Annotated in this window: 16 protein-coding genes; 7 read left to right on the plus strand and 9 right to left on the minus strand. The window is 63.5% G+C overall.

Going from position 1 to position 23,656, the window contains the following annotated elements; genetic code table 11:
- Positions 1-300: 300 nt before the first annotated feature.
- Entirely contained in the window at positions 301-1,941 is a 1,641-nt protein-coding gene (locus JQ558_RS15030; protein WP_212294068.1) for an acetolactate synthase large subunit, read from the minus strand.
- Entirely contained in the window at positions 1,938-2,477 is a 540-nt protein-coding gene (gene msrA / locus JQ558_RS15035; RefSeq protein ID WP_212215241.1) for a peptide-methionine (S)-S-oxide reductase MsrA, read from the minus strand. Before msrA ends, JQ558_RS15030 begins: the two co-directional genes overlap by 4 nt.
- 288 nt (positions 2,478-2,765) lie before the next feature.
- On the opposite strand from msrA, the gene JQ558_RS15040 reads away from it, so the two are divergent.
- Entirely contained in the window at positions 2,766-5,081 is a 2,316-nt protein-coding gene (locus tag JQ558_RS15040; RefSeq protein ID WP_212294069.1) for a tetratricopeptide repeat protein, read from the plus strand.
- A gap of 185 nt (positions 5,082-5,266) precedes the next feature.
- The gene (locus tag JQ558_RS15045) at positions 5,267-5,611 is read left to right on the plus strand and encodes a hypothetical protein (RefSeq protein ID WP_212294070.1); all 345 of its coding nucleotides are present in this window, start codon (positions 5,267-5,269) and stop codon (positions 5,609-5,611) included.
- A gap of 113 nt (positions 5,612-5,724) precedes the next feature.
- Here JQ558_RS15045 and JQ558_RS15050 read toward each other — a convergent pair whose 3' ends face one another.
- A complete protein-coding gene (locus tag JQ558_RS15050; RefSeq protein ID WP_212294071.1) occupies positions 5,725-6,003 on the minus strand; it encodes a hypothetical protein in 279 nt (92 codons plus the stop codon).
- Between the two features lie 231 nt (positions 6,004-6,234).
- Here JQ558_RS15050 and JQ558_RS15055 point away from each other — a divergent pair, with 231 nt between their 5' ends.
- The 3 genes from JQ558_RS15055 (at position 6,235) to fsrB (ending at position 11,032) form a co-directional block, all read left to right on the plus strand.
- On the plus strand, positions 6,235-7,188 hold the full coding sequence (locus JQ558_RS15055) for a cyclase family protein (protein ID WP_212208431.1): 954 nt from the start codon (positions 6,235-6,237) through the stop codon (positions 7,186-7,188).
- 540 nt (positions 7,189-7,728) lie between these two features.
- The gene (locus JQ558_RS15060; RefSeq protein ID WP_212208591.1) at positions 7,729-9,717 is read left to right on the plus strand and encodes a TonB-dependent siderophore receptor; all 1,989 of its coding nucleotides are present in this window, start codon (positions 7,729-7,731) and stop codon (positions 9,715-9,717) included.
- Positions 9,718-9,742: 25 nt separating this feature from the next.
- Complete coding sequence (gene fsrB / locus JQ558_RS15065) at positions 9,743-11,032, plus strand: siderophore utilization protein FsrB (RefSeq protein ID WP_212294072.1); 1,290 nt, start codon at positions 9,743-9,745, stop codon at positions 11,030-11,032.
- 5 nt (positions 11,033-11,037) lie between these two features.
- Here fsrB and JQ558_RS15070 read toward each other — a convergent pair whose 3' ends face one another.
- The 3 genes from JQ558_RS15070 to JQ558_RS15080 are packed head-to-tail and all read right to left on the minus strand — an operon-like array spanning position 11,038 to position 14,639.
- A complete protein-coding gene (locus JQ558_RS15070) occupies positions 11,038-11,880 on the minus strand; it encodes a GNAT family N-acetyltransferase (protein ID WP_212294073.1) in 843 nt (280 codons plus the stop codon).
- Positions 11,881-11,916: 36 nt separating this feature from the next.
- Entirely contained in the window at positions 11,917-12,609 is a 693-nt protein-coding gene (locus JQ558_RS15075) for an endonuclease/exonuclease/phosphatase family protein (RefSeq protein WP_312014991.1), read from the minus strand.
- Complete coding sequence (locus JQ558_RS15080) at positions 12,606-14,639, minus strand: VTT domain-containing protein (RefSeq protein ID WP_212294075.1); 2,034 nt, start codon at positions 14,637-14,639, stop codon at positions 12,606-12,608. The genes JQ558_RS15075 and JQ558_RS15080 overlap by 4 nt, the downstream gene beginning before the upstream one ends.
- A 207-nt stretch (positions 14,640-14,846) precedes the next feature.
- Here JQ558_RS15080 and JQ558_RS15085 point away from each other — a divergent pair, with 207 nt between their 5' ends.
- Both JQ558_RS15085 and JQ558_RS15090 read left to right on the plus strand, forming a co-directional pair.
- Positions 14,847-16,907, plus strand: coding sequence for an ATP-dependent helicase (locus tag JQ558_RS15085; RefSeq protein WP_212294076.1), 2,061 nt, complete (start codon positions 14,847-14,849; stop codon positions 16,905-16,907).
- Between the two features lie 193 nt (positions 16,908-17,100).
- Positions 17,101-17,316, plus strand: coding sequence for a hypothetical protein (locus tag JQ558_RS15090; RefSeq protein ID WP_212208437.1), 216 nt, complete (start codon positions 17,101-17,103; stop codon positions 17,314-17,316).
- A 140-nt stretch (positions 17,317-17,456) separates the two neighbouring features.
- Here the strand turns inward: JQ558_RS15090 and JQ558_RS15095 are convergent, their stop codons facing one another.
- The 3 genes from JQ558_RS15095 to JQ558_RS15105 form a co-directional block, all read right to left on the minus strand.
- On the minus strand, positions 17,457-18,629 hold the full coding sequence (locus JQ558_RS15095) for a fumarylacetoacetate hydrolase family protein (protein ID WP_212294077.1): 1,173 nt from the start codon (positions 18,627-18,629) through the stop codon (positions 17,457-17,459).
- A gap of 170 nt (positions 18,630-18,799) precedes the next feature.
- Positions 18,800-19,882 (minus strand): zinc-binding dehydrogenase, encoded by a 1,083-nt coding sequence (locus tag JQ558_RS15100; RefSeq protein ID WP_212294078.1) that lies wholly within the window; start codon positions 19,880-19,882, stop codon positions 18,800-18,802.
- Between the two features lie 98 nt (positions 19,883-19,980).
- A complete protein-coding gene (locus JQ558_RS15105; RefSeq protein ID WP_312014992.1) occupies positions 19,981-23,619 on the minus strand; it encodes an autotransporter domain-containing protein in 3,639 nt (1,212 codons plus the stop codon).
- Between the last annotated feature and the right edge of the window lie 37 nt (positions 23,620-23,656).

The raw sequence follows: 23,656 nt of genomic DNA on the forward strand, positions 1-23,656 counted from the left end.
GTGCCAGGACCACACGGTTTTGCCGTACGCCCATCCACGCCATCGTCTCAGCGTAAACAAGCGTCCACCGCAACCCGCCCAACGTCCGTGACGACGGCCGACGCCCTTCTGACCAGGACGGGATGGGCAAAGATATGCACCTGATTTGCCTTCCGGTAAACAGAAATATTTTTTATCCTGGGGCTTGACACAAATTCCGTAAATCGGAACTGATTTGCCCGTCGGGTTGTTTTGTCGCACTTGCGGAACTGCCAGCGCTCGCCAACCGCGGATTGGCCGCTTGGCGCCAGAAACGCGCTTTCAGCCGGCCTGGGCTACCGAGTGCAACTCGTCGACGAGCACGCGCATGTTCTCGCTGTAGTCGACGGGCGCCACGACGAGATGCACGCCGCCTTCGCTGAAAGCTCCCTCCAGCATCGTCGAGAGCTCCGAGACCTTGCCGACGCGCGCGCCCTTGGCGCCGTATGATTTGGCATAGGCGACGAAATCAGGGTTGCCGAACTCGAGGCCGAAGTCGGGAAATTCGTCGACTTCCTGTTTCCAGCGGATCATGCCGTAGGCGCGATCCTCCAGTATCAGCACGACGAGGTTCAGCTTGAGCCGCACCGCCGTTTCCAGCTCCTGCGAATTCATCATGAAGCCGCCGTCGCCGCAGACCGCCAGCACGCGCCGCTTGGGATAAAGCAGCGCCGCCGCGATCGCCGAAGGCAGCCCCGCCCCCATGGTCGCCAGTGCGTTGTCGAGCAGCAGCGTGTTGGCGACGCTGGTGCGATAGTTGCGCGCGAACCAGATCTTGTACATGCCGTTGTCGAGGGCAACGATGCCGTCCGGCGGAATGACGGCGCGGACGTCGTGCACGATGCGCTGCGGCGTCAGCGGAAACCGGTCCTCGGTCGAACGCTCGGCGAGATGGGCCAGAATCCCATCGCGCAAACTTAGCAATGCCTGACCATTGGGGAGCTTGCCTTCGAGGCGATCGGCGAGCGCGGCAAGGCCCGCGCCGACGTCGCCGACGATCTCGGCCTGCGGGAAGTAGACCTGCTCCACCGTCGCCGGCGTGACGCCGACATGGATCACCTGCGGACCGTCATGACCCATCAGGAACGGAGGCTTCTCGACGGTGTCATGGCCGATCGAAATGATCAGGTCGGCCTGGTCGATGGCCTCGTGCACCCAATCGCGTTCCGACAACGCGGCCGTGCCCATATAGAGGTTGGAGCCGGCATTGACGGCGCCCTTGCCCATCTGGGTGTTGAAGAACGGAATCTTGCACCGCCGCACGAACGCCGACAGCGGCTCGGCAAGTTGCGGGCGGCTTGCCGCGGCGCCCAGCATCACGAGCGGCTTTTTGGCGGCCATGATCATGGCGGCGGCGCGATCGATGGCTGCCGCTGGCGCCACCGGCAGCTCGACGGTGTGCGGGGGAATCATATCGGCTGTGGCTTCATCGGCCGCGATGTCCTCGGGCAGTTCGAGATGCACCGGGCCCGGTCGTTCCTGCTGCGCCACGCGGAAGGCATCGCGAACCAGGGTCGGAATACTCTGCGCTGACACGATCTGGGTCGCCATCTTGGTCAGCGGCCGCATGGTCGCGACGATGTCGACGATCTGGAAGCGCGCCTGACGGCTGCTCCGGATCGCCTTTTGTCCTGTCAGCATCACCATCGGCATCGCGCCGAGATGGGCGTAGGCCGCAGATGTCGTCAGGTTGAGCGCGCCGGGACCGAGCGTCGTCAGGCAGACGCCCGCCCGTCCGGTGAGCCGCCCATAGGTGGCCGCCATGAAGCCGGCGGCCTGCTCGTGCCGCGTCAGCACGAGCTTGATCTTCGAGCGCCGCAGCGAGTCCAGCACGTCGAGATTCTCCTCGCCGGGAATGGCGAAGATGTATTCGACGCCCTCGTTTTCGAGGGCCGCGACCAGGAGATCGGAGGCTTTGGTCACGCGGCTCCCCTCACCCCTGGCTCCGCTTTCTCCGCCCGGTGCGGCAGCGTCCAGTCCGGCCGGATGAAGTGGCAGGTGTACCCGTCAGGATATTTCTCCAGATAATCCTGATGCTCGGGCTCCGCCTCCCAGAACGGACCGACGGGCGCCACCTCGGTGACGACCTTGCCCGGCCAAAGACCTGAGGCATCGACGTCGGCGATGGTGTCTTCTGCGACCCGCTTCTGCTCATCATTGGTATAGAAGATGGCCGACCGGTAGCTCGGGCCCAGATCGTTGCCCTGGCGATTCAGGGTTGACGGATCGTGAATCTGGAAGAAGAACTCCAGCAGCTTGCGATAGCTGATCACTTTCGGATCGAAGATGATCTCGATGCCTTCGGCGTGATTGCCGTGGTTGCGATAGGTCGCGTTCGGCACCTCGCCGCCGGTGTAGCCCACCCGCGTCGAAATCACGCCGGGGTAGCGGCGGATCAAATCCTGCATGCCCCAGAAGCAGCCACCGGCAAGGACTGCGCGTTCCGTCGAAACCGTCATGTCGGTCCTCCCTTCGGTTCACCGCGGGCGTCATTCCCCGCAAGCCATCAGGCGCGCATAATGCGGCCGAACGATGCCAAATTGCAAACAGCAACGAGCGGCTGCCTTGCGCCGGAAGCGGCCGTTCGAGCCAGGTCAGCTTTTGAACCGAAGGAGACGTCGGTCAGACTTACCAAGCGGGCTCATTCTCATCGCAGGCTTTGCTGGCCATGCCCGGGGGCGATCCACGCCGTGACGACAATATGCGCCGCGCCGCCTCCCCCTTGCGCGCTTTGGATGGAGTACGTGATGTTCCGGCGTTGCCGTTTCTTAGCCCTCATCCTGGCTCTGGCGTTCCTGCCCCTGCTCGCACCGCCGGCCCGCGCGGCGGACAAGGCGTGGGAGGATTGCGGTCAAATCGCCGACCAGGAACGCAAGATCGCCGGATGCACGCAGGTGTTGGCGCGCGGCGCGGCAGAGAGCGAGACGAGCCGCGCCAACGCCTATGTCAATCGCGGCTATGGCTACAGCACTGTTGATAACGACCGCGCCATCAAGGATTACGACGAGGCGATCCGCCTCGATCCGAAATTGGAACGTGCCCATAACGCCCGCGGCCGTTCGTACTTCTTGAAGGGCGATTACGACCGCGCCATCAAGGACCTGGACGACGCGATCCGCCTCAATCCGAAATATGCGCTTGCTTATACCGGTCGCGGCAAGGCCTACCACGGCAAGGGCGACAACGACCGCGCCATCAGGGATCACGACGAGGCGATCCGCCTCGATCCGAAATTGGCGGATGCCTATAGCAATCGCGGCAATGCCTACTCCGGCAAAGGCGACAACGACCGCGCCATCAGGGATCACGACGAGGCGATCCGCCTCGATCCGAATTTTGCGGAGGCCTATTTCAATCGCGGGCTTGCCTACACCAGCAAGCGCGATCACGACCGCGCTATCAAGGATTACAGCGAGGCGATCCGCCTCAATCCGAAAGATGCGAGCGCCCATTTGCATCGTGGCGGCGCCTACTTCTTCAAAGGCGACTACGACCGCGCCATCAAGGAGTACGACGAGGCGATCCGCCTCGATCCGAAATATGCGCTAGCCTATGAGATCCGCGGGCGGGCCTTTGAAAACAAGGGAGACTCCGCCCGAGCTCGGAAGGATTTCGACGAGGCGACGCGGCTGCGGCCGAGAGCGGGACAAACGGCGCAGATTCCAAAGAATGCCGACGACTATAACGATCGCGGACATGCCTATTCCGAGAAGGGCGATCACGACCGCGCCATCAAGGATTTCGCCGAGGCGATCCGCCTCGATCCGAAAAATGCCACGTCCTACAGCAATCGGGGCGGCGCCTACTCCAACAAGGGCGACAACGACCGCGCCATCAGGGATTTCGACGAAGCAATCCGCCTCGACCCGAAATTTGTGGTTGCCTACTTCAATCGCGGCAATGCCCACAAGGACAAGGGCGATAACGACCGCGCCATCAAGGATTACAGCGAGGCGATCCGCATCGACCCGAAATATGCGGCTGCTTATTTCAATCGCGGGTCTGTCAACTCCTACAAGGGCGATTACGACCCCGCCATCAAGGACTTCGACGAGGCGATCAGTCTCGATCCGAAGGATGCCAAGGCCTATTACAACCGCGGCGTCGTCTACTCCAACAAGCGCGATAACGACCGCGCCATCAAGGATTTCGACGAGGCCATCCGCCTCGATCCGAAATATGTGATTGCCTATTACAATCGCGGCAATATCCACCGGGAGAAGGGCGACAACGACCGCGCCATCGCTGACTACAGCGAGGCGATCCGCCACGATCCGACATATGTGGCTGCCTATTTCAATCGCGCCGCTGTTTTCGTCGCCAAGGGCGATTCTGAACGCGCCATCAAGGAGTACGACGAGGCGATCCGCCTCAGGCCGAAGGATGCGGCGGCCTATTCCAATCGCGGCAGCGTCTACGCCAGCAAGAGCGACAACGACCGCGCCATCAAGGATTTCAGCGAGGCGATCCGCCTCGATCCGGAAAATATGCGGGCATATAGCGGTCGCGGCGATGCCTGGCGCCGCAAGAGCGATTTCGATCGCGCCGCCAGGGATTACGGCAAGACGATCGAACTGGCCGGCAAGCCGGAGAAGGCACACTGGACCTGGTGGCTTTATCGCGGCGTGAGCTTTGAGCGCCTCGGCAAATGGCCGCAGGCGGAGGCGGATTTTCTCAAGGCGATGGAGCTCGACCCCGATCAACCCGACGTGCTCAATCAACTCGGCTATAACTGGGTCGATCGGAATCTCAAGCTCAGGGAGGGCCTGGCGCTGCTCGAGAAGGCCGTCAAGCTCAGGCCGGACGACGGCAACATGCTCGACAGTCTCGGCTGGGCGCACTACCGCCTCGGCGACTACCCGGAGGCGCTCAAGGTCCTGGAGCGCGCAGCCGCTCTTGAACCCGACAACAACGAAATAAGAGACCATCTCGGCGATGTGCACTGGCGGGCGGGACGCCAGGACGAGGCGCGCAAATCCTGGGAGCAGGCGTTGTCGCTCAAGCCCGATCCAGCCGAAGCGAAGAAGATCAAGGGCAAGATCGCCAAAGGGCTGGAAAAATGAGGCGCCTGGCGGCGCAAGAATCGAAACGTGCCTTGCGCCTGCACTGCTTTGAAGCAGAGCCATCGGAAAATCTAAAAAGATACATAAAACGGAGCGAAATCCAGAACGGTTCGCAACCTATTTAAATTGAGTGTTCCTCAACTTCGCGGGCAGATGATCGAGATGGGGCGCATCAGGAGCCGATCATGCCGACCAAAGCTCGAGCAACCGCAGCCACCGGACCCGCGCAAGCGCGCGAAGATATCATCAGCGCGCAAGCCCTCAGTTCCCTGAGCGCGGGCGCGGTAAGTGCGATGAGCGCCGTTGGGGCCGCAGTCCTCAAGAAGCATAAGCATGCGATGGCCAAAAAGCCGGAATGGTTTTGGCACATCTTCGCGAAGTGCGAGGCAAAGGCCGCGCGCATCGCCGAGCAGGCTGCCCGCGCCCCCCAGGCGTGCGGCGATGCGGCCTTCATCGAGTCCTACGCCAGGAACCTTCCGAAGCTGATGGCGGCCGCGCTAAAAGCTCACGAGAAAGCTCTTAGAGACTGAGCCTGAGGGCATCAGAGGCTGAGCCCGAGGGCATCAGAGACTGAGCCCGAGGGCATCAGAGACTGAGCCCGAGGGCATCAGAGACTGAGCCCGAGGGCATCGCCTGGAGCAGCCTACGGAGACCGGCCTCTCTTTGTGGGGTCGACGAGCAAGCTGCGAAGTTCGTCGATCCGTCGCGCAAGATCTATCGCATTTTCCTTCAACACGTTCATCGCATGGCCGCGGTGACCTTCATCTTCCAGTTCTGCGATCCGGTCGTTGAAGGCGTTCAGTTCTTCTTCCAATTTCTGAATTCCATGTTGAACCGGAAATTGCCGGGCCGGATATTTATCGACGGTTGGTCGCTTCGCTGGACCCGCACCCTGCAAGCCTCGCCGGCGCTGTGTTGACATGGCTCCTCCGAATCGCGAGCACGTGGCGACTTCAATCTAGCGTGTTTTTCGCCGGAAGCAGCACCATGTTGTTTGCTGCGGTGCATGGTCTGCTTGGGCATCATGGATTACCTCGCCCGGATGGCACATCGTCTCAGGCACGTTGTCATGCCTTGAACCGGCTGGACGGGACCCGCATACTCAATCCTGGGGTGCCGTTTTCCAGAGCACCCGCTCTTGGGAGGAACAGGGATGAAAGCATTCACTTTGGGTGCGGCGATCACGCTTGCGTTTTCCGCCGCCGCCTATGCGCAGGCGCCAAGCTGGACCGTTCCGGCGGAAAGCCAGCGTTGCCCATCGAAATGGGGCGCGGCCGACGAGCGCGGTTCGGCCAATCACCAGAAACCCGCAGCCGTGATGAACGCCGCGAAGCTGATCAAGAGCGGCGAGGTCATCGAGCTCGCGCACGTGCTCGGTCCCAGCATGGCGTTCTTCGGGACACGGCGCTTCGACGTGCACACCAAGCGCACCTTCATGAACCAGTTCTCCAACATGCGCGGCTCGAACGAAGAGATCATCATCACCGAGCTCGGCCAGGTCGGCACGCAGTTCGACGGCTTTGCGCACCAGACCCATCTCAACAGCTGGTACAATTGCCAGAAGGTCGACGAGAATGTCGATCGCACCGGCTTCAAGAAGTTCGGCATCCACAATGTCGGCACGCTGTTCACGCGCGGCGTCCTGATCGACGTCGCGGGATTCAAGGGCGTCGAGATGCTGGGTGACAATTACGAAATCACCGTGGAGGATCTCGAGGGCGCGCTGAAGAAGCAGAACCTGACGCTGCAGCCTGGCGACGCGGTGGTCATCCACACCGGCTGGGGCAAGCTCTACGGCAAGGACAATCCGCGCTACGTGAAATCCTGCCCGGGCATCGGCGTGCCGGCCGCGCTCTGGCTTGCTGCGAAAGACCCGATGCTGCTCGGCGCCGACAACTGGCCGGTCGAGGTCGCGCCCAACCCCGACAAGCAATTGTCGCTGCCGGTGCACCAGCTCGCGCTTGTCGTGAACGGCATCCACCTGCTGGAGAACATGAAACTCGACGAACTCGCGCAAAAGGGCGTCGGGGAATTCGCCTTCGTGATGCAGCCGCTCAAGATTCAGGGCGGCTCGGGCTCGACAGTGTCGCCGGTCGCGGTGAGATAACGGCGGCTGTCCGAAGAACCCGGGGCTTCGACGATCTGAAGCCGCGATCACGCCCGGGCGCCGTGGACATCCGCTCTGGAAGCAGAGCGGATGTCGCGCGACCATCCATAGAATGGAAGTTTTCAATCTGGAGCAATTCTAGTAACCACCCATCGCGTTGCGAAGGTGCCTGCGTTAGAGCGAAGCCTCAAAAAAATCGTACCGGCCAAGCCGGCAGGCTTCAGGATACATCGCAGCGTGATACCAAAAGAGTTCCACTCGCCTTTCGCCACCCGACTTCAACTGACACGGATGATCTGCCTCGGGGCAGTCAGCGGATTTGCCCTCGCCCTGCCGACGGGCGCCGCGCTGGCGCAGTCGTCACTGCCGCCAATCACAGTGGAATCGCCGCAGCAGCGCGCGCGCCCGGCCGCGGCCCAGCCATCCCGCCGCGCGGCAACCGCGCGCGGCGCGCGCGCCAATCGCACCGCCCGCGCGCCGCAGGCGGCGCCGGCTGCGATCCCATCGGGCCCCGGCGCCGGCGAGCGCGCCAATGGTCCGGTGCAGGGCTTCGTCGCGACCCGCTCCGCCACCGCGACCAAGACCGACACGCCGCTCATCGAAACCCCGCAATCGATTTCCGTCGTCACCACCGATCAGGTCAGAAACCAGGGCGCCGTGTCGATCGGCGAGGCGTTGCGCTACACCGCCGGCGTCAGCGGCGATGTCAATGGCGGCTCCGACACGCGCTTCGGCGGCCTGCAGATCCGCGGCTTCGACATGACCATGCCGGGCCTCTACATCGACGGTCTGCGGGTGCCGTCCAGCAACTACGTGCATTTCAACGGTCTCGATCCATACGGCGCCGAGCGGCTGGAGGTCCTCAAGGGGCCGTCGTCGGCGATGTATGGCGGTAGCGGCACCGGCGGCATCCTCAACTACGTTACCAAGCTGCCGACCGCGCAGCAGTTCGGTGAAGCCTCGATCTCGGGCGGCAGCTTCAACCGCTATCAGGGCCAGTTCGACATGGGCGGTCCCGCCAACAAGGAAGGCACGGTGCTGTGGCGGTTGACCGGCGTCGTTCGCGACGGCGAGACCCAGGTCGACTTCACCAAGGACAACCGCGTCTTCATCGCGCCGGCCGTCACCTTCAAGCCGAACGAGGATACGACCATCACCTTCCTGGCCAACTATCAGAGGGACAGGGCCGGATGGGGACTGCAGTTCCTGCCGGCTTCGGGCACGGTGTGGCCCAATAACGGCCGCACCATCCCGGTCTCGTTTTTCGCGGGCGTGCCCAGTTTCGACGCCTTCAACACCGAGATCGCGACCGCCGGCTACCAGCTCTCGCACAACTTCAGCGACGCCGTCACCTTCCGGCAGAATCTGCGCTACGCCTACCAGCACAACGAAGAAAAAGTGTTCTATGGCGGCGGCTACACCAACGAGGCCGCAGGTCTGCTCGCGCGCTACGGCAGCACGAGCAACTCGTACATCAATTCCTTCGCGGTCGACAATCAGCTGCAGGGCAAGTTCACCACCGGCTTCCTCAGCCACACCACGCTGGTCGGCATAGACTACCGCAACACCTCGTTCCGCGACACCGCCTATGGCGTGACGACCTCGGCTCCCGAGATCAACGTGTTCGCCCCGGTCTACAGCTACGACTGGGCCATCGGGGCCATGAGCGACAACACCGGCATCAAGCAATCGCAGGTCGGGCTCTACGCGCAGGACCAGATCAAGCTCGGCCGGCTCTCGTTCCAACTCGGCGGCCGCCAGGATTTCGTCACCACGAAGGTCGACAGCGGTCTGTTCAACACCTCGGCCACGACCGACGCCTCGGCGTTCACCGGCCGCGCAGCCGTCATGTACAATTTCGACAACGGCATCGCGCCATATATCAGCTATTCGGAATCCTTCTTGCCGGTGCTGGCGACCAACGCGGCGGGCCAGTTGCTCAACCCCGAGACCGGCGTTCAGTATGAGGTCGGCGTCAAGTACCAGCCGGTCGGCCTGAACGCCCTGTTCACGTTCGCGGCGTTCGACCTGACGCGCTCCAACGTCGTTACATACCCGCCACCGCTCTATACCGCTGAACAGACCGGCCAGGTGAAGTCGCGCGGCATCGAGCTCGAAGGCACGGTATCGCTGGCCGATGGCTGGAACCTGCGCGCCGCCTACGCCTATGTCGACGCCGTGATCACGCAGGACCCGGTCAATGTCGGCAAGGCGCCCCCCACGGTGCCGCTCAACCGCACCTCGCTGTGGAGCGACTACACGCTGCGGAGCGGGCCGCTTGCCGGGGTCCAGTTCGGCGGCGGCATCCGCTATGTCGGCGCGACCTGGGGCAATGACGCCAACACCTTCAAGGTCGAAGCGGCCACCGTGCTGGATGCGCTGCTCGCCTATAACAAGGACAATTGGCGCCTGTCGCTGAACGTCACCAATCTCGCCGACACGCGCTATGTCGCCGCCTGCTACAGCCTGTCGGGATGCTTCTACGCGGAGGGGCGCAAGGCGATCGGCAAGGTGACCTATCGATGGTGAGGCAACCCCAACACGGGCGAACGCCATGAGAGCGATCTTCGGGCGACTGCATCGCTGGGCCGGCCTTCTCACCGCCGGCTTTCTGTTTTTCTCGGGCATTACCGGCGCGATCATCTCGTGGGATCACGAGATCGACGACGCGCTCAACAAGCATCTGTTCGACGTGACCAGCAGCGGTCCGGCGATACCCTCCATCGATCTCGTCAAGCTGATCGAGCAGCGCGATCCCCGCGCGCGCGTCATCCACATGTTCATGACGCCGGAAAAAGACCACTCGCTGTGGTTCTTCGTGCTGCCGCGGATCGATCCCGCCACCGGCACGCGATTCAGCCTCGATTACAATCAGATCTTCCTCGATCCCAACACCGGCGCGGAGCTCGGGCGGCGCTACTGGGGCGCGGTGTGGCCGGTGACGCGCGAGAACTTCGTCTCGTTCCTCTACAAGCTGCACTACACCATGCACATTCCGGAGTTCTGGGGCAGCGACCGCTGGGGCATGCGCGTGCTCGGCGTCATCGCCATCATCTGGACCATCGATTGCTTCGTCGGTTTCTATCTGACGCTGCCGTCGCGTCGCCGCGCCCGGGTGGGCCGCGCCCCTGCCGTCGAGCGCGAGCTCGGCCGCGGCTTCTGGGCGCGCTGGGCGCCGGCCTGGAAGGTCAAGACCTCGGGCAGCGCTTACCGGATCAATTTCGACCTCCACCGCGCCTTCAGCCTGTGGACCTGGGCGCTGCTGTTCATGATCGCCTTCACGGCGTTCTCGCTCAACCTGTATTTCGAGGTGTTCTCGCCGTTGATGAAGACGGTGTCGGACTACACCCCGACGCCCTATGAGCAGCGTCCGTACCGGCATCTCGACGATCCGATCGAACCCCGGGTCAGCTTTGCCGACATCGCCGCGCGTGCGGCCGCCGATGGCAAGGCCCGCGGCTGGACCACGCCGGTCGGCTCGATCAATTATGGCCCGGCGCACGGCGTCTATGCCGCGGCCTTCTTCCACCCCGGCGACGATCATGGCACCGGCGGCGTCGGCCCGGCGCAGCTTTATTACGACAGCGAGGACGGACGGCCGATCGGCGCGCGACTGCCGTGGGTCGGCACCGCCGCCGACATCTTCGTGCAGGCGCAATTCCCCCTGCATTCCGGCCGTATCGTCGGGCTGCCCGGCCGCATCCTGATCTCGATCATGGGGCTGGTGGTTGCGGCGCTGTCGGTGACCGGCGTCGTAATCTGGTGGCGCAAGCGCCGTGCCCGGGTCCGGGTGCGCCAGACCGCAACATCACGCCCTGGCGGACAGCTCGCACCCGCAGAATAGCGCCGCTACCCGAGCTCAAAGGTCGTGACGCCGAACACCCGGTCCAGCCGCAACGGCGGAATCGCGCCGGTATACATTCGCGCCGTCTCGAACACCGGCGTGAGCCCCAGATCCTGCGCCAACGCGACGGCGTCGCGGTTGATGGCGGGCACGTCGAGGAAGACCTCGCCGCCGCCCACATCGGCCAGCAAAGCCGACAGAATCGCCTCGGCCGTGGCGCGGTCGTCGGCGACCAGCGGGCCGATCTTGTGGCCCTGCCGGCATGGACGGATCACGCCCCATCCGGCGAGCGCGCCATCGCGCAGCAGCGCGCGGCCGCTATGCCCGGGCGAACTGATCCAGGCGCGCAGGAACGCGGCGCGCGGCGCCGGAAACACGGTCGCATCGTAGGCCTCCACGGCCGCCATCGGGATTTCGGCGAGCGCGACCATACCCGCCTGTCGCACAGGAGGGGCAGCGACGGTGCCGCCGTAACGGACATTGGCATAGGCCAGTTCGAAGCCGGACCGCCGATAGTTTTGCTGCTGCGCCACCACGCCGTCGAGCCCGATCACGCGCGATCCCGCATGCGCGATGGCCGCGTTCCATATCCGCAGACCGTAGCCGCGGCCGCGCAGATCCGCGCGCACGATATAGAAACCGAGGAAGGAAAAATGATCGCTGTAATTGACGCAGGAGACGGTCGCGGCCGGCGCGCCATCGAGCTCGCCGATGAGGAAGCCCTGGGGATCGACGGTTGCGAAGCACGCGTCGTCGGCAAAGCCCGGGTTCCAGCCTTCGGCCGCCGCCCAATCGACGGCTATCGAGATTTCGTCGGGCTGCATCGGCCGGATGCGCAAATCATTCATGGCGGGCGATCGCTCGGGTGGAATAGTCAACCGATATCACAAAATATCATGCGAAAACGCGATGTCCGCAATAACAGGCAGATGATCTGAGCAACTCCTCGCCTTGTCATCGGTCCACGCCTTCACGATCGTCCCGCTCGGCGTGACGTAGATGCGGTCGAGACGCAGGATGGGAAGTCGGGACGGAAACGTCCGCAGGCGGGTTCGAACCGGACATCGCGCCGCCAGCGCCCGGCGCACCGACTTGAACCAGAACCAGTCGTTGAAGTCGCCGAGGACGATGGTCCGAGGCGCATTCACCAGCGCGGCGAGCGCCTGCGCCTGCGCATAGCGCTCGTGCATGGAGAGGCCAAGATGGGTCGCGACCACAGTCACTTCGCCGATCGGCGTAAGGATGCGCGCAGAGATCGCCCGGCGCGGTTCCCTTTCCTGATAGGACACGTCGGTCACATCAGGCTCGCAGGCGAAGGGCCATTGGCTCAGCAGGGTCTGGCCATAGTGACCATCCTGCGCGACGATCGAGCGGGCCTCCACACGGTGCTCGCCGACGGCGTCCGCCAGCCGTCCGAAAACATCGTCGGAGCGTCCGCGCGAGTCGACCTCCTGCAGCGCGACGACGTCAGGCGACCATCTCTCGATGACCGAACAGACGCCTTCAAGGTCGAAATCGGGATTGAGATTGAACGTGCCGTGCACGTTCCATGTCATGACGCGCAGCGTACCCGTCACGTGCGCCGACCGCTCAGCCAGGTCACCAGGAACTGGACCGCGAGACAAACCGCGATCCACAGCACGATGGTCAGGCCGAGCGGCACGATGTTCGACCATGAGGCATTCCTGGCGAAGTCCGCGATCTGCGCGCCCAGCGCGGCCATCATAATGATGCCCGGCGCCATTCCAAGCAGGGTTCCGATCAGAAAGTCGCTCAGTCGGAGCTGGCTCGCGCCGGCCAGAAGGTTGACCAGCGTAAATGGAGCGATCGGGACCATCCGGATCATCGCCACCGCGACAACACCCCGGCCGGCGACGCGTTTCTGTACGCGCAAGGCGCGAGCGCCGAGTACCGCCTGAAGGCGTTTGTGACCCATGAGACGTCCAATCATGAACAACAGCAGTGAGCTCAAGAGGACCCCGACGGTGGCGCTGAGGGCACCGATCCAGGGCCCCAGCGCCGCCGCCGTCGCGGCAATCAGGACGATCACCGGAAATACCACCAGCCCGCCCAGCACAAACAGCGCAACCGCATACAGCGGTGCGAATGCCGACTGCGCGTGCTGCGAAATCAGCGAGGCTACGTATCCGAGATCGGTGTAGCTGCTCAGCGGCGTATAGCGCCAGGCAAGGGCCAGCCCCGCCAGCGCGACCGCAGTGCCGGCCGCCGCCATCACGGTACGCCCGTTCCACATCCGCCGTGCGGTGCGCTGAAGGTTGAGCGGATGCCTGGGATCCGCGATCGGCTGCACGATGCCGATCAGCGCCGGCGCATGTTCAAAATCGATCGGCACCAGCGCCCTGCCCGCGCCACTCGCCGCATGGCGTTCGATAAATCCGAACAGGTCGTCCTCGTTATCAGCGATCACAGCTTCTTCAAGCCCGCAAAAGTGCCCGATCAACCGGCGCCGCAGGCGGCGGATGAAATCGCGGTGACGTTCGGACGTCGCCTCGAACGCCAGGTCGCATTCGGTATCCGCCCCCATCGAGCGGTTGTTGATGTTGGCGGAGCCGACGCGGAGAAAGCCGTCGTCGACGATCATGACCTTGCTGTGCACCATCACCGCCGCGGATGATTTCTCATCGGCGACCGACGGATAGAGGATACGAAGACGATCGGTGACGCCGGCGGCAACGAACGGATCGAGAAAGCCTCCGCGGCCGCCTTGCATCGCCTGGGATTCGAACCAAGACGAATGTCCCTTCGGAGTCACGATGAGAACACGCAGTGCGGGAACGTCCACCATCCGCCGCGCCAGCGAACGCGCGATCTCGTTCGCGCTGGTGAACTGGTTCTCGATATAGATGAAGCGGTTCGCCGCGTTGATCGAGGCCTCGAACAACCGGGCGACCTCATCTATTTCCTCGCAGGTCTCGGTTTTCGGTTCGGTTCTCGCGATGCCGGCCGTAATCGCCCGCGCCTGCGCCGGTACGGATGCCGGCCAATGATCGCCTGCGACGGGCAGCAAAGGTTCGCTGGTGCAGCCGGCCGCCGTCCACCTCGCCACTGCGATTTCGCCGAGCGCGGCAGCCGCCGATCCCTCGACCATGCACTGGACATCGTGGAATGGCGGGTAAGGCTTGCCGTCGGGATCGCGGCGCAACGGATGATCGAGACAGTGCTCGCTGGTGTCCCACCTGCGGATCGTGAGGTCGAGGCCGCCGACGAAGGCGATCGCATTGTCGACCACGACGATCTTCTGATGCTGGGCGGAGCCCAGCGGCAGACAGGCATCCAGGCAGAAGCAAAGCCGGCCGTCACATCCGGAAGTGAATTTTTTGGCGGAATTCCATTCGCGCTCCGAGGCATATAGCGCCGCGAAGTCCCAGGTCAGGATGTTGATGCGCAGCGCCGGCTTGCTCTGCAGCAAGGCCTTCAGGAAGGCGCCGAGCCTGACCGGCAAGCCATCTTCGGCCCGGCCTGACGGCCCCACCAGGTCGGTCTCGCTGTGCATGTCCCAGCCGACGATATAGACCTGCCGCTCCGCACGGAGCAGCACGTCCCGCAGGGCCGCGAAATATTCGGCCGCGTCGTTCAGCACCGCCACCCGGCTTGCTTCGCCCTTTTTCCAGATGGTCTGGCCAGGGACGAGAATCGATGCACGTTGAAGCAGTTGTCACCTCTGCGGAACGAGTACATATCCCATTCAAACGCCCGGGAACTGGCTGAGTTCCTTTGCTCGCCGTGGCGAGGGATCATTGCGAACAAAGCGAGAATCAGTGACCGTTGATTCGCTCCTGGGGACGAACCATTCGTGTCAATTGCCGCTGCCTATCTCGACAATCTCAATCCGGAACAGCGCCGTGCGGTCGAGCATGGCGCGATCGGACCGGGCCCCTTCGCGCCCTTGCTGGTGATTGCCGGAGCCGGATCCGGCAAGACCAACACGCTTGCGCATCGCGTGGCCCATCTGATCGTCGGCGGCGCCGACCCCCGCCGCATTCTTCTGATGACGTTTTCACGCCGCGCCGCGTCCGAAATGACCAGGCGCGTTGAACGGATCGCGCGGAAGGTGATGGGTGACAACGCCGGCATCATGACCGATGCCCTGGCCTGGGCAGGCACCTTCCACGGCATCGGCGCGCGTCTGCTTCGTGAATACTCCGATCAGATCGGCCTCAACTCCGCCTTCACGATCCACGACCGCGAAGACTCCGCCGACCTCATGAATCTGGTCCGGCATGATCTCGGCTTCTCCAAGACCGAAAACCGTTTCCCGACCAAGGGTACGTGTCTTGCGATCTACTCGCGATGCGTCAACGCCGAAGCGTCGATCGAGCAGGTTTTGGGGGCATCGTTCCCCTGGTGCGCAGGGTGGGCCGCCGAACTGAAAGAGCTGTTCGCCGGCTATGTCGAGGCCAAGCAGCGCCAGAACGTGCTGGATTATGACGATCTCCTGCTCTACTGGGCGCAGACCATGAACGAGCCTGAAATCGCCGACGATATCGGCGGCCGCTTCGACCATGTCCTGGTCGACGAATATCAGGACACCAACCGTCTGCAGTCGTCCATTCTGTTGGCACTCAAGCCCGGCGGCCACGGCCTCACGGTCGTCGGCGACGATGCGCAGGCGATCTATTCATTCCGCGCTGCGACCGTGCGCAACATCCTCGACTTCCCCACGCAATTCTCGCCACCGGCCAGCATCATCACGCTTGACCGCAACTATCGGTCGACACAGGCCATTCTGGCCGCAGCCAACGGCGTCATCGATCTGGCACGCGAGCGCTTCACCAAGAATCTATGGACCGACCGGAGTTCGGGCACGAGACCTCAACTCGTCACGGTGCGCGACGAAGCCGACCAGGCGCGCTGCATCGTGGAACGCGTCCTGGAGAACCGGGAGTCCGGCGCGCGGCTGAAGGAGCAAGCCGTCCTGTTCCGGACATCCAGCCATAGCGGTCCGCTGGAAGTCGAGTTGACCCGGCGCAACATCCCGTTCGTCAAATTTGGCGGTTTGAAATTCCTCGACGCCGCCCACGTCAAGGACATGCTGGCGTTGCTGCGCTTTGTCGAGAACCCGCGCGACCGTGTGGCCGGCTTCCGCCTGATGCACCTGATCCCGGGCGTCGGCCCCGCCTCGGCGCAGCGCGTGCTTGATCACATGGCTGGCGATCCCGATCCGATTGCATCCCTTGCGCAGGCGCCGATCCCGCCGCGCGCCGGCGAGGACTGGAAAACATTCACTTCCGCCATTGCGGACCTGCGTCATTCAAACTGGCCGGCCGATCTCGAACGCGCCCGTTCGTGGTACGAGCCGCACCTCGACCGCATTCACGAGGATGCCGAAACCCGCCGCGCCGACCTCGTCCAGCTTGAACAAATCGCGAGCGGATATGCGTCCCGTGAACGCTTCCTCACCGAACTGACGCTCGATCCGCCAGACGCCACCAGCGACCAGGCCGGCGTTCCCCTGCTCGACGAGGACTATTTGATCCTGTCGACGATCCACTCCGCCAAGGGCCAGGAGTGGAAATCGGTGTACGTGCTCAATGTGGTCGACGGCTGCATGCCCTCCGACCTCGGTACCGGAACGACGGCTGAGATCGAAGAAGAACGACGGCTGCTTTACGTCGCCATGACCCGGGCCAAGGACGATCTGCATCTTGTCGTCCCGCAGCGTTTCTTCACGCACGGGCAGCACGCGAAGGGCGACCGCCACGTCTATGCGTCGAGAACCCGTTTCATTCCCGATCGCCTGCTCGCCCTGTTCGACAAGACGATTTGGCCGCTCGCGGTGGCGGGAGGCGATCGGCCCGCGAGCAATGGTCCGCGCATTGATGTCGGTGCACGCATGCGCGGGATGTGGCGCTAGTCCGCTGGGCATCTGCCGATGAGATGAGCAGTTCGCGGAGCTGCGCTGGTTCCAATTGTCTTATGTTTGCAACAGGTGCGGCGAAAATTTCCGGCGACACAATCGCGCCGCACGAAAATCCAAATTGAAAACGCAACTGGTCCGCGATCGACGCAAATCAGGGGACAACTGAATGCGACATGAACGAAATCGGATGAATGGCGATGGGGAACCGGGTGGCTACAATTTCTTCTTTCAGATAGCGAATGACGGTGAGCGTCGGGCCTGTTGCGTCAAGGTCGACGCGCCAAGCATGCAGGAAGCGTCGGTTCTGTTCCGCGAGAAATGGCCCGTCATCGAATCGATGGCGCGCGACGGCATCAAAGACGGAGTGATCGAGGACGGCGTGATTACGCTCGTGATGCCGTAACCAGAAGCGTCAGATCGTAGGGTGGGTTAGGCGAAGCCGTAACCCACCGTGAACGTGGCAACAAAAGAGGTGGGTTTCGCTTCCGCCTTCGCTCTTCGAGCTACGGCGGACAAGTCGCTAACCCACCCTACGAAGCAACGCTACAGCACCTTCCGCTTCGCCAGGTTTCGCATCAATTCGCCGATGCCGAACGTCCAGGGCTCGCATTCGTCGCTGGTGCGCATGCGGTTGACAAGCTTGCCTAGCTGGGGCGCGGAGATCGTGACGATGTCGTCACGCTTGTGGGTAAAGCCCTCGCCCGGCGCATCGCGGTCTTTTACGGGTGCGAACATCGTGCCGAGGAACAGCGCAAAACCATCAGGGTATTGATGCACGGGCCCGATGGTTTGCGCGACGAGGTCGGTGGGGTCGCGGCTGATCTTGCTGATCGAGGAATGGCCGTCGAGGACAAAACCGTCCTGTCCCTTCACGGTCAGCCCGACATCCATTTTTCTGACGTCATCGAGCGAAAAACCGTTGTCGAACAGCCGCAGCAGCGGGCCAACCGCGCAGGAGGCGTTGTTGTCCTTGGCTTTCGACAACAGCAGCGCCGAGCGCCCCTCGAAGTCGCGCAGATTGACGTCGTTGCCGAGCATCGCGCCGACGATCGTGCCGCGGCTCGACACCACAAGCACGACTTCCGGCTCCGGATTGTTCCAGGTCGATTTCGGATGCAGGCCGGCGTCCATGCCGGTGCCGACGGAAGACATCGTCGGCGCCTTGGTGAACACTTCGGCGTCGGGACCGATGCCGACTTCCAGGTACTGGCTCCAGGCGTTCTGCTCGATCAGCACCGCCTTCAGCTTCATCGCTTCGCGTGAGCCGGGCTTGAGTTTTGAAAGGTCGTCGCCAACCAGCCGAACCACTTCCTTGCGGATTGCGTCCGCCGAGGCCGGATTTCCGCGCGCCCGCTCCTCGATCACGCGCTCCAGCATCGAGATCGCGAACGTGACGCCCGCGGCTTTCAGGACCTGCAGGTCGAGCGGCGCCAGCAGCCAGGGCTTTGCCCGGTCACGCCGATCGGGCGGCGTGTTGGCGACGATGCTTTCGAGGTCGCCGATCCGCGTCCCCGCAGTGCCGCGCAGCGCCTCCGCGGGGTTGGCCTCGTCGCACAGCGCACTGACGGTGGAGAACCGTGCACTGACGTCGAAGACGCCGTCGTTGCGGACGGCGACCACGGCCGGGCCTGCGAGATCAGGCATCCAGACCCGCCCCACCAGCGTGCCATCAGCGCCGTCTTCCGGCAGGACGTCTCTTGCGGTCAGTGTGATCATTTCCTGGCTCCCTCTATCTATTCGTCGTCCCGGCGAACGCCGGGACCCATAATCCCGGTCATCTGTTGTTGAAAAAGTCGTCGCCCAGTCTGCTCAACAATTTCCGCTGCGGCGTATGGGTCCCCCGATGTGCAATTGCACATCTGAGCTCAAGGCCGGGACGACGGAAACTACCGCCACGGCTCCACGATGATCTTGGTGTGCCGCTCCGGATTGGCCAGATCCGCGAACGCCTGCGCGACGCCGTCGATGCCGACGCTTGCGGTCACCAGCGAGGCCGCATCGACCTCGCCTTCCGCGATCAGGCGCAGGGAATAGGCGAATTCATCCGGCGTGTAGCCGAGCACATATTGGATGTTGAGCTCCTTGAGGATGCCGAGCATCGGCTCGGAGCGGTCGGTCTCCATGCAGACGCCGACCACGACGATGCGCGCATCGCGCGGCGCGCCCTCGAACACCTGCTGGATCACGCCGGGGATGCCGACGCATTCGAAGATCAGCGCGGGCTTCAGCGCCGGCAACTGGGCCTGCAGCGGCGGCCGCGCGGCCTTTTCCTCCGGCGACATCGCGGCGTGCTCGGCCCATGTCGTATAAGGTTGCGTGCGCGCAGGGTCGACGACGATATCGGCGCCGAGCTTTTCAGCGAGCGCCCGGCGCGCCGGCGAATAATCCGCCGCCACGATCGGGTGCAATCCCCTGATCTTGAGGGCGGCGATCACGGCAAGCCCGACCGGGCCGCAGCCGATCACCAGCGGCACTTCGCCGCCTTTGATATTGGCTTTCGCAACCGCGTGAACGCCGACCGCCAGCGGCTCGGTCAGCGCCGCATGCTCGGCCGCCAAGCCGTTCGGGACTTCGAGCAGCAGCGCTTCGCTGAGCAGCATGCGCTCGGCATAGGCGCCGACATTGTCGTTGGAATAGCCGATGCCCTGCGGGCCTTCCGCGGTCAGCAGCGCCGGCAGCGAACATACCCTGGTGCCGGCCTTGAGCTTTCGCGTGGTGCCCGGGCCGTAGTCGAGAATTTCGCAGCAGAATTCGTGGCCGAACACGACGTCACGCGAAAGGTCCATCGGCTTGCGGCCGGGAAAATGTTTTGCAAGTTCGACCATGCGGTGGGCGTGCTTGCGCGCGTGCAGGTCGGAGCCGCAAATGCCGCAGGCCAGTGATTTGACCAGCACCATGCCCGGGCCCGGCTTGGGCTCCGGCATCTGGTCGACGACGATCTCACCGTTCCGGAAGATTGCAGCCCGCATCGGCGTTCTCTCCTGTTATTCGTTATCTTTTCCTCTCCCACAGCTGGCTGCGGAAGGAAAGAACGAAAACAGGCGGAGGTTCACCCCGGAAGACGGCGTCACCAGCTGTAGCGGATGACGCCCTTGCCGGCATAGGAGCGGGTGATGTCGGAGAACTCACCCTCGAAGGTGGCGGCGGCGGACCAGCCGTTCAGCCATTTCATTTCGGCGGAGGCCGTGGTCAGCGCGGTGTTCGGCGCCTGCGCCGCACCGCTGACGAGGAAGGTGGCGCCGGGCACCGACTGGAACAGCGCCGTGACGCTGCGATCGGTGTTGAAATTATGCGCCCAGGCGGCGCGGCCGCGCAGCGTGAGGACCGCGTTCTGCATCGCAAAGGAGCGGTCGAGCCGGACGCCAAGTTCGCTGCGCCCAGTGGTGACATCCTTTGCCGCATAGTTCAGCGCAAAGGCATTCGAGCCCGACAGCACTTGCTCGGCATAGGCCGGCAATTGATAGGTGGTGAACTGGCCGGCGGCATAGGGCGTGATGCCCATCCAAGGCGTGACGTAGCGGTAACCCCCTTCGACGCGTCCTGACCAGGCATTGGCGTTGAACTCGGCGCGCAGGCGGTCGACGCCGGCCACGGTAACGGTGCGATCCGTCGTGACGTCCTGCCAGCCATAGACCGCCGCGGCGGTGACATAGGCTGCACCGACATTATGGCGCACGAAGGCGCCGGCCTGGAACAGGTCCGACCGCCCGTAGCCCGAGCCATTGACGTTGAAATTGGTGCCGCCGCCGGACAGCGCGAAGCCGACCAGCGTCGATGGCGAGATCCGGTAGTCCGCGCCGGCGGCGAGACCGAACGCGCGCACCGAGGCGTTGTTCGATCCCAGGTTGGCGTTGCCCTCGCTGTTGCTGCCGCCGCCAAAGGCCGAGCCCCACACGCTCCAGCGCTGATCGAACAAATCGTTGCGTGCGACATCGGCCTTGGTCGGGAATTTGGCGAAGGCGTCGCGCGCCGTACCCTTGTTCTTCGCGGCATAGGCATACGAACCGCTCTCCTCGGAATACGGCGTCGCGCCGCCGCCGACGCTGGCGCCGCCGTTGCGGCCGGCGATGAAGGGATCGGTCAACAGACCGAGGAAGATGTTCATCGCATCGAAGGTCGACTGCTGCGAGCCGGTCGCGAGCTCGCCCGAGATCTGCGTCAGGCCTGCGGGCGTCAGGGAGCCGACCGCGACCGGAACGCCGCCGCCGGAATTGAAGGCATTCGTCAACGCGTTGGCGACGTTCTGCTGGTTCGGCGTGAGACCATTGGTGAAACTGAGCGCGAGGTTGAGATAAACATTGTTGGCGTCGTAGCTCAGGCTGGTCTTGAAATTCGGAGCAACGTTGCCGACCACCGGGTTGAACGCGCCACTGATGCCGCCGGCAGCGTTGAGGATGGTGTACTGCTTGGCGACGTAGTTGCCGGGTTCGAAGCTCACATTGACCGTGGCGCCGCCGAGCGTCGCAACGCCCGTCGCATTGGTGCGGTCGGCCGTGGTGGGCGAGACTTCCACCATGTAACTGGCCGCCGCCGTGAACAGAAGACTGCCCTGCACGGTGAGCAGGCCAATCGAGTTACCGGACGCCAACGCGCCGCCGTTGATCGTGGTGTTGCCGACGATGCCGTTGCCGGCGAGCGTGCCGCCGGCGTTGACGGTCACGCCGCTCGACGCGACGATCGAACCGTTGACGGTGAGTATGCCGCCGTTCACCGTCGTGCTGCCGGTGTAGGCGTTGACGCCGGACAGGATCAGGTTGCCGGTACCGACCTTCTCCAGCGAGCCGGGACCCGGGAAGCAGCCGCAATCATCGGCAATCACGCCGGTCACCTCGGTGGAGAGGTTGTTGCCACCAACGACCAGGGTATTGCCGCCGCCAATATAGTAATTGCCGGAACCGGCAAGCGAGCCCACCGTGATGCGCCCATCACCGTTCGGACCAGCGCTGCCGCCGAATTCGACAGAGCCGGTGCCGTTGGTGATGAACTGCGCGGTGCCGCCGTTGGCGTTGTCGAAGAAGCTGGTGGTGCCGCCGTCATTGGTGATGATTTTGGCGTTGCCGGCGGTGCTGTTGTCGAAGAAACCGGTCGCGCCGCCGTTGTTGGTGATGATGGTGGCGTTGGCCGCGGTCGACGATGCGTTGAACTCGGTCAACCCCAAATTATTGTTGGTGATCGTGGCGCTGCCGGCGCTCGCAGTATCCGTTCCGAAGGCCTGGCCGAACGCCGTCGTGCCGAAATTGTCGTTGGTGATGGTCGCGAACCCGGCCGAGGCCCGGTCGACGAAAACCAGCTGGGCAGCGTTCTGATTGGTGATCTTCGCGGTGCCGGCGTTGGTGTTGGCGAAGAAGCCGACCGCGCTGCCGCCATCGTTGATGATGGTAGCACTACCCGCGGTGGCCGTATCGGTACCGCCGAAAACGCCAAAGGTGAGCTGGCCGCCATTGACGTTGTTGATGGTCATGCTACCGACGGAGGTCGCATTGAGAAAATTCGCCGCGCCGCCGTCATTGGTCAGCGAAGTGATGCCGGACGTGTTGGCGTTGACGACATCGAGACGCCCGAAGTTGGTGATATCGCCAACGAGCGACGCCGTATGCGTCGCATCGCCGAGCTGCAATGCCACGCAATTGCAGATTTCCGTGCCGCCGGTATAGGTGTTGTTGCCGAGCAGGACGACGGTGCCACCGCCCGCACTGTCCACCGTCAGCTTGCCCGCGCCGACGCCGTCGGAGATGTTGCCGGCAATGGTCAGTATGATGCCGTTGGCGTCGATCATAGCGCCTGCGCCGGAGTTATTGATCCTGAAATTATTGGTGAAGGTGATGTCGCCGGCGCCGTCGGCTTTGAATGCGGCATTGTCGAGCGTCACCGTTCCGGTGCCGACCGAAGAGGAATTGGTGACCAGCACCGTGGTCCCAACCACCAGCGTCCCGCCGGTGTAGGTATTGGTGCCCGATAGCTGAACGTTGGCTGTCGCGGAGCCGGTCGAATCGATCAAACGCAAAACGCCGGCGCCGACGCCATCAGCGATCACGCCCTGAAGATTGACCTCGGCGCCGTTCGCGTCGACCGTGCCGCCGGCGGCGCTGACGGCGATGTTGTTGGTGAAAGCAACGCTCACGACCGTCGGCGACTGCATCTGGAAGGTACCGCCGCTCAGCGTGATCGTGCCGCTGCCGACCGAATCCGCGTTCGTTACTTGCACCGTTCCGGCTGAAATCACCGTCCCGCCGGAATAGCCATTGGTGCCCGCAAGCACCAATGTGCTGTTGCCGGTTTGCTGCACCATGATGGGGCCACCGATACCATCAGTGACGTTGGCGGAGATGGTAATGGTTTGGCCGGTGTTGGCGCTGTTGATAAGGCCGCCGGTTGGCCCTGACAGGCTGAAGGCAACCGGGTTCCCGCTGATCGTGAACGAAAGCGAATTGGCGTTGAAGGTCCAGGAGTCCGGCAACATCGGACCGGCACCGATGGTTATCGTCGCTGATCCCGTCGAACCGAAAACGGCCGCCTGTGTCGGAAGGATCGGCGGCGCACCGGCCGGCGGATTGGACCAGTTGGTGCCGAGGCTGTAGTCGCTCGTAACGGTCGTGCTGCCGGTGCCGCCCCAGACGGACTGCGCTTGTGCCGCCGGCACCGCCGCGAACGCCAGGCCAATGCCAAACAGCAGCCCGGCCACGCGCTGCCGCAGCCGTTTTTCCACGCCCGATGCCGACCTAAAAACCACGCCCAAACCCCAG

This window comes from Bradyrhizobium sp. AUGA SZCCT0160 (assembly GCF_018130105.1).
Taxonomy (GTDB): domain Bacteria; phylum Pseudomonadota; class Alphaproteobacteria; order Rhizobiales; family Xanthobacteraceae; genus Bradyrhizobium.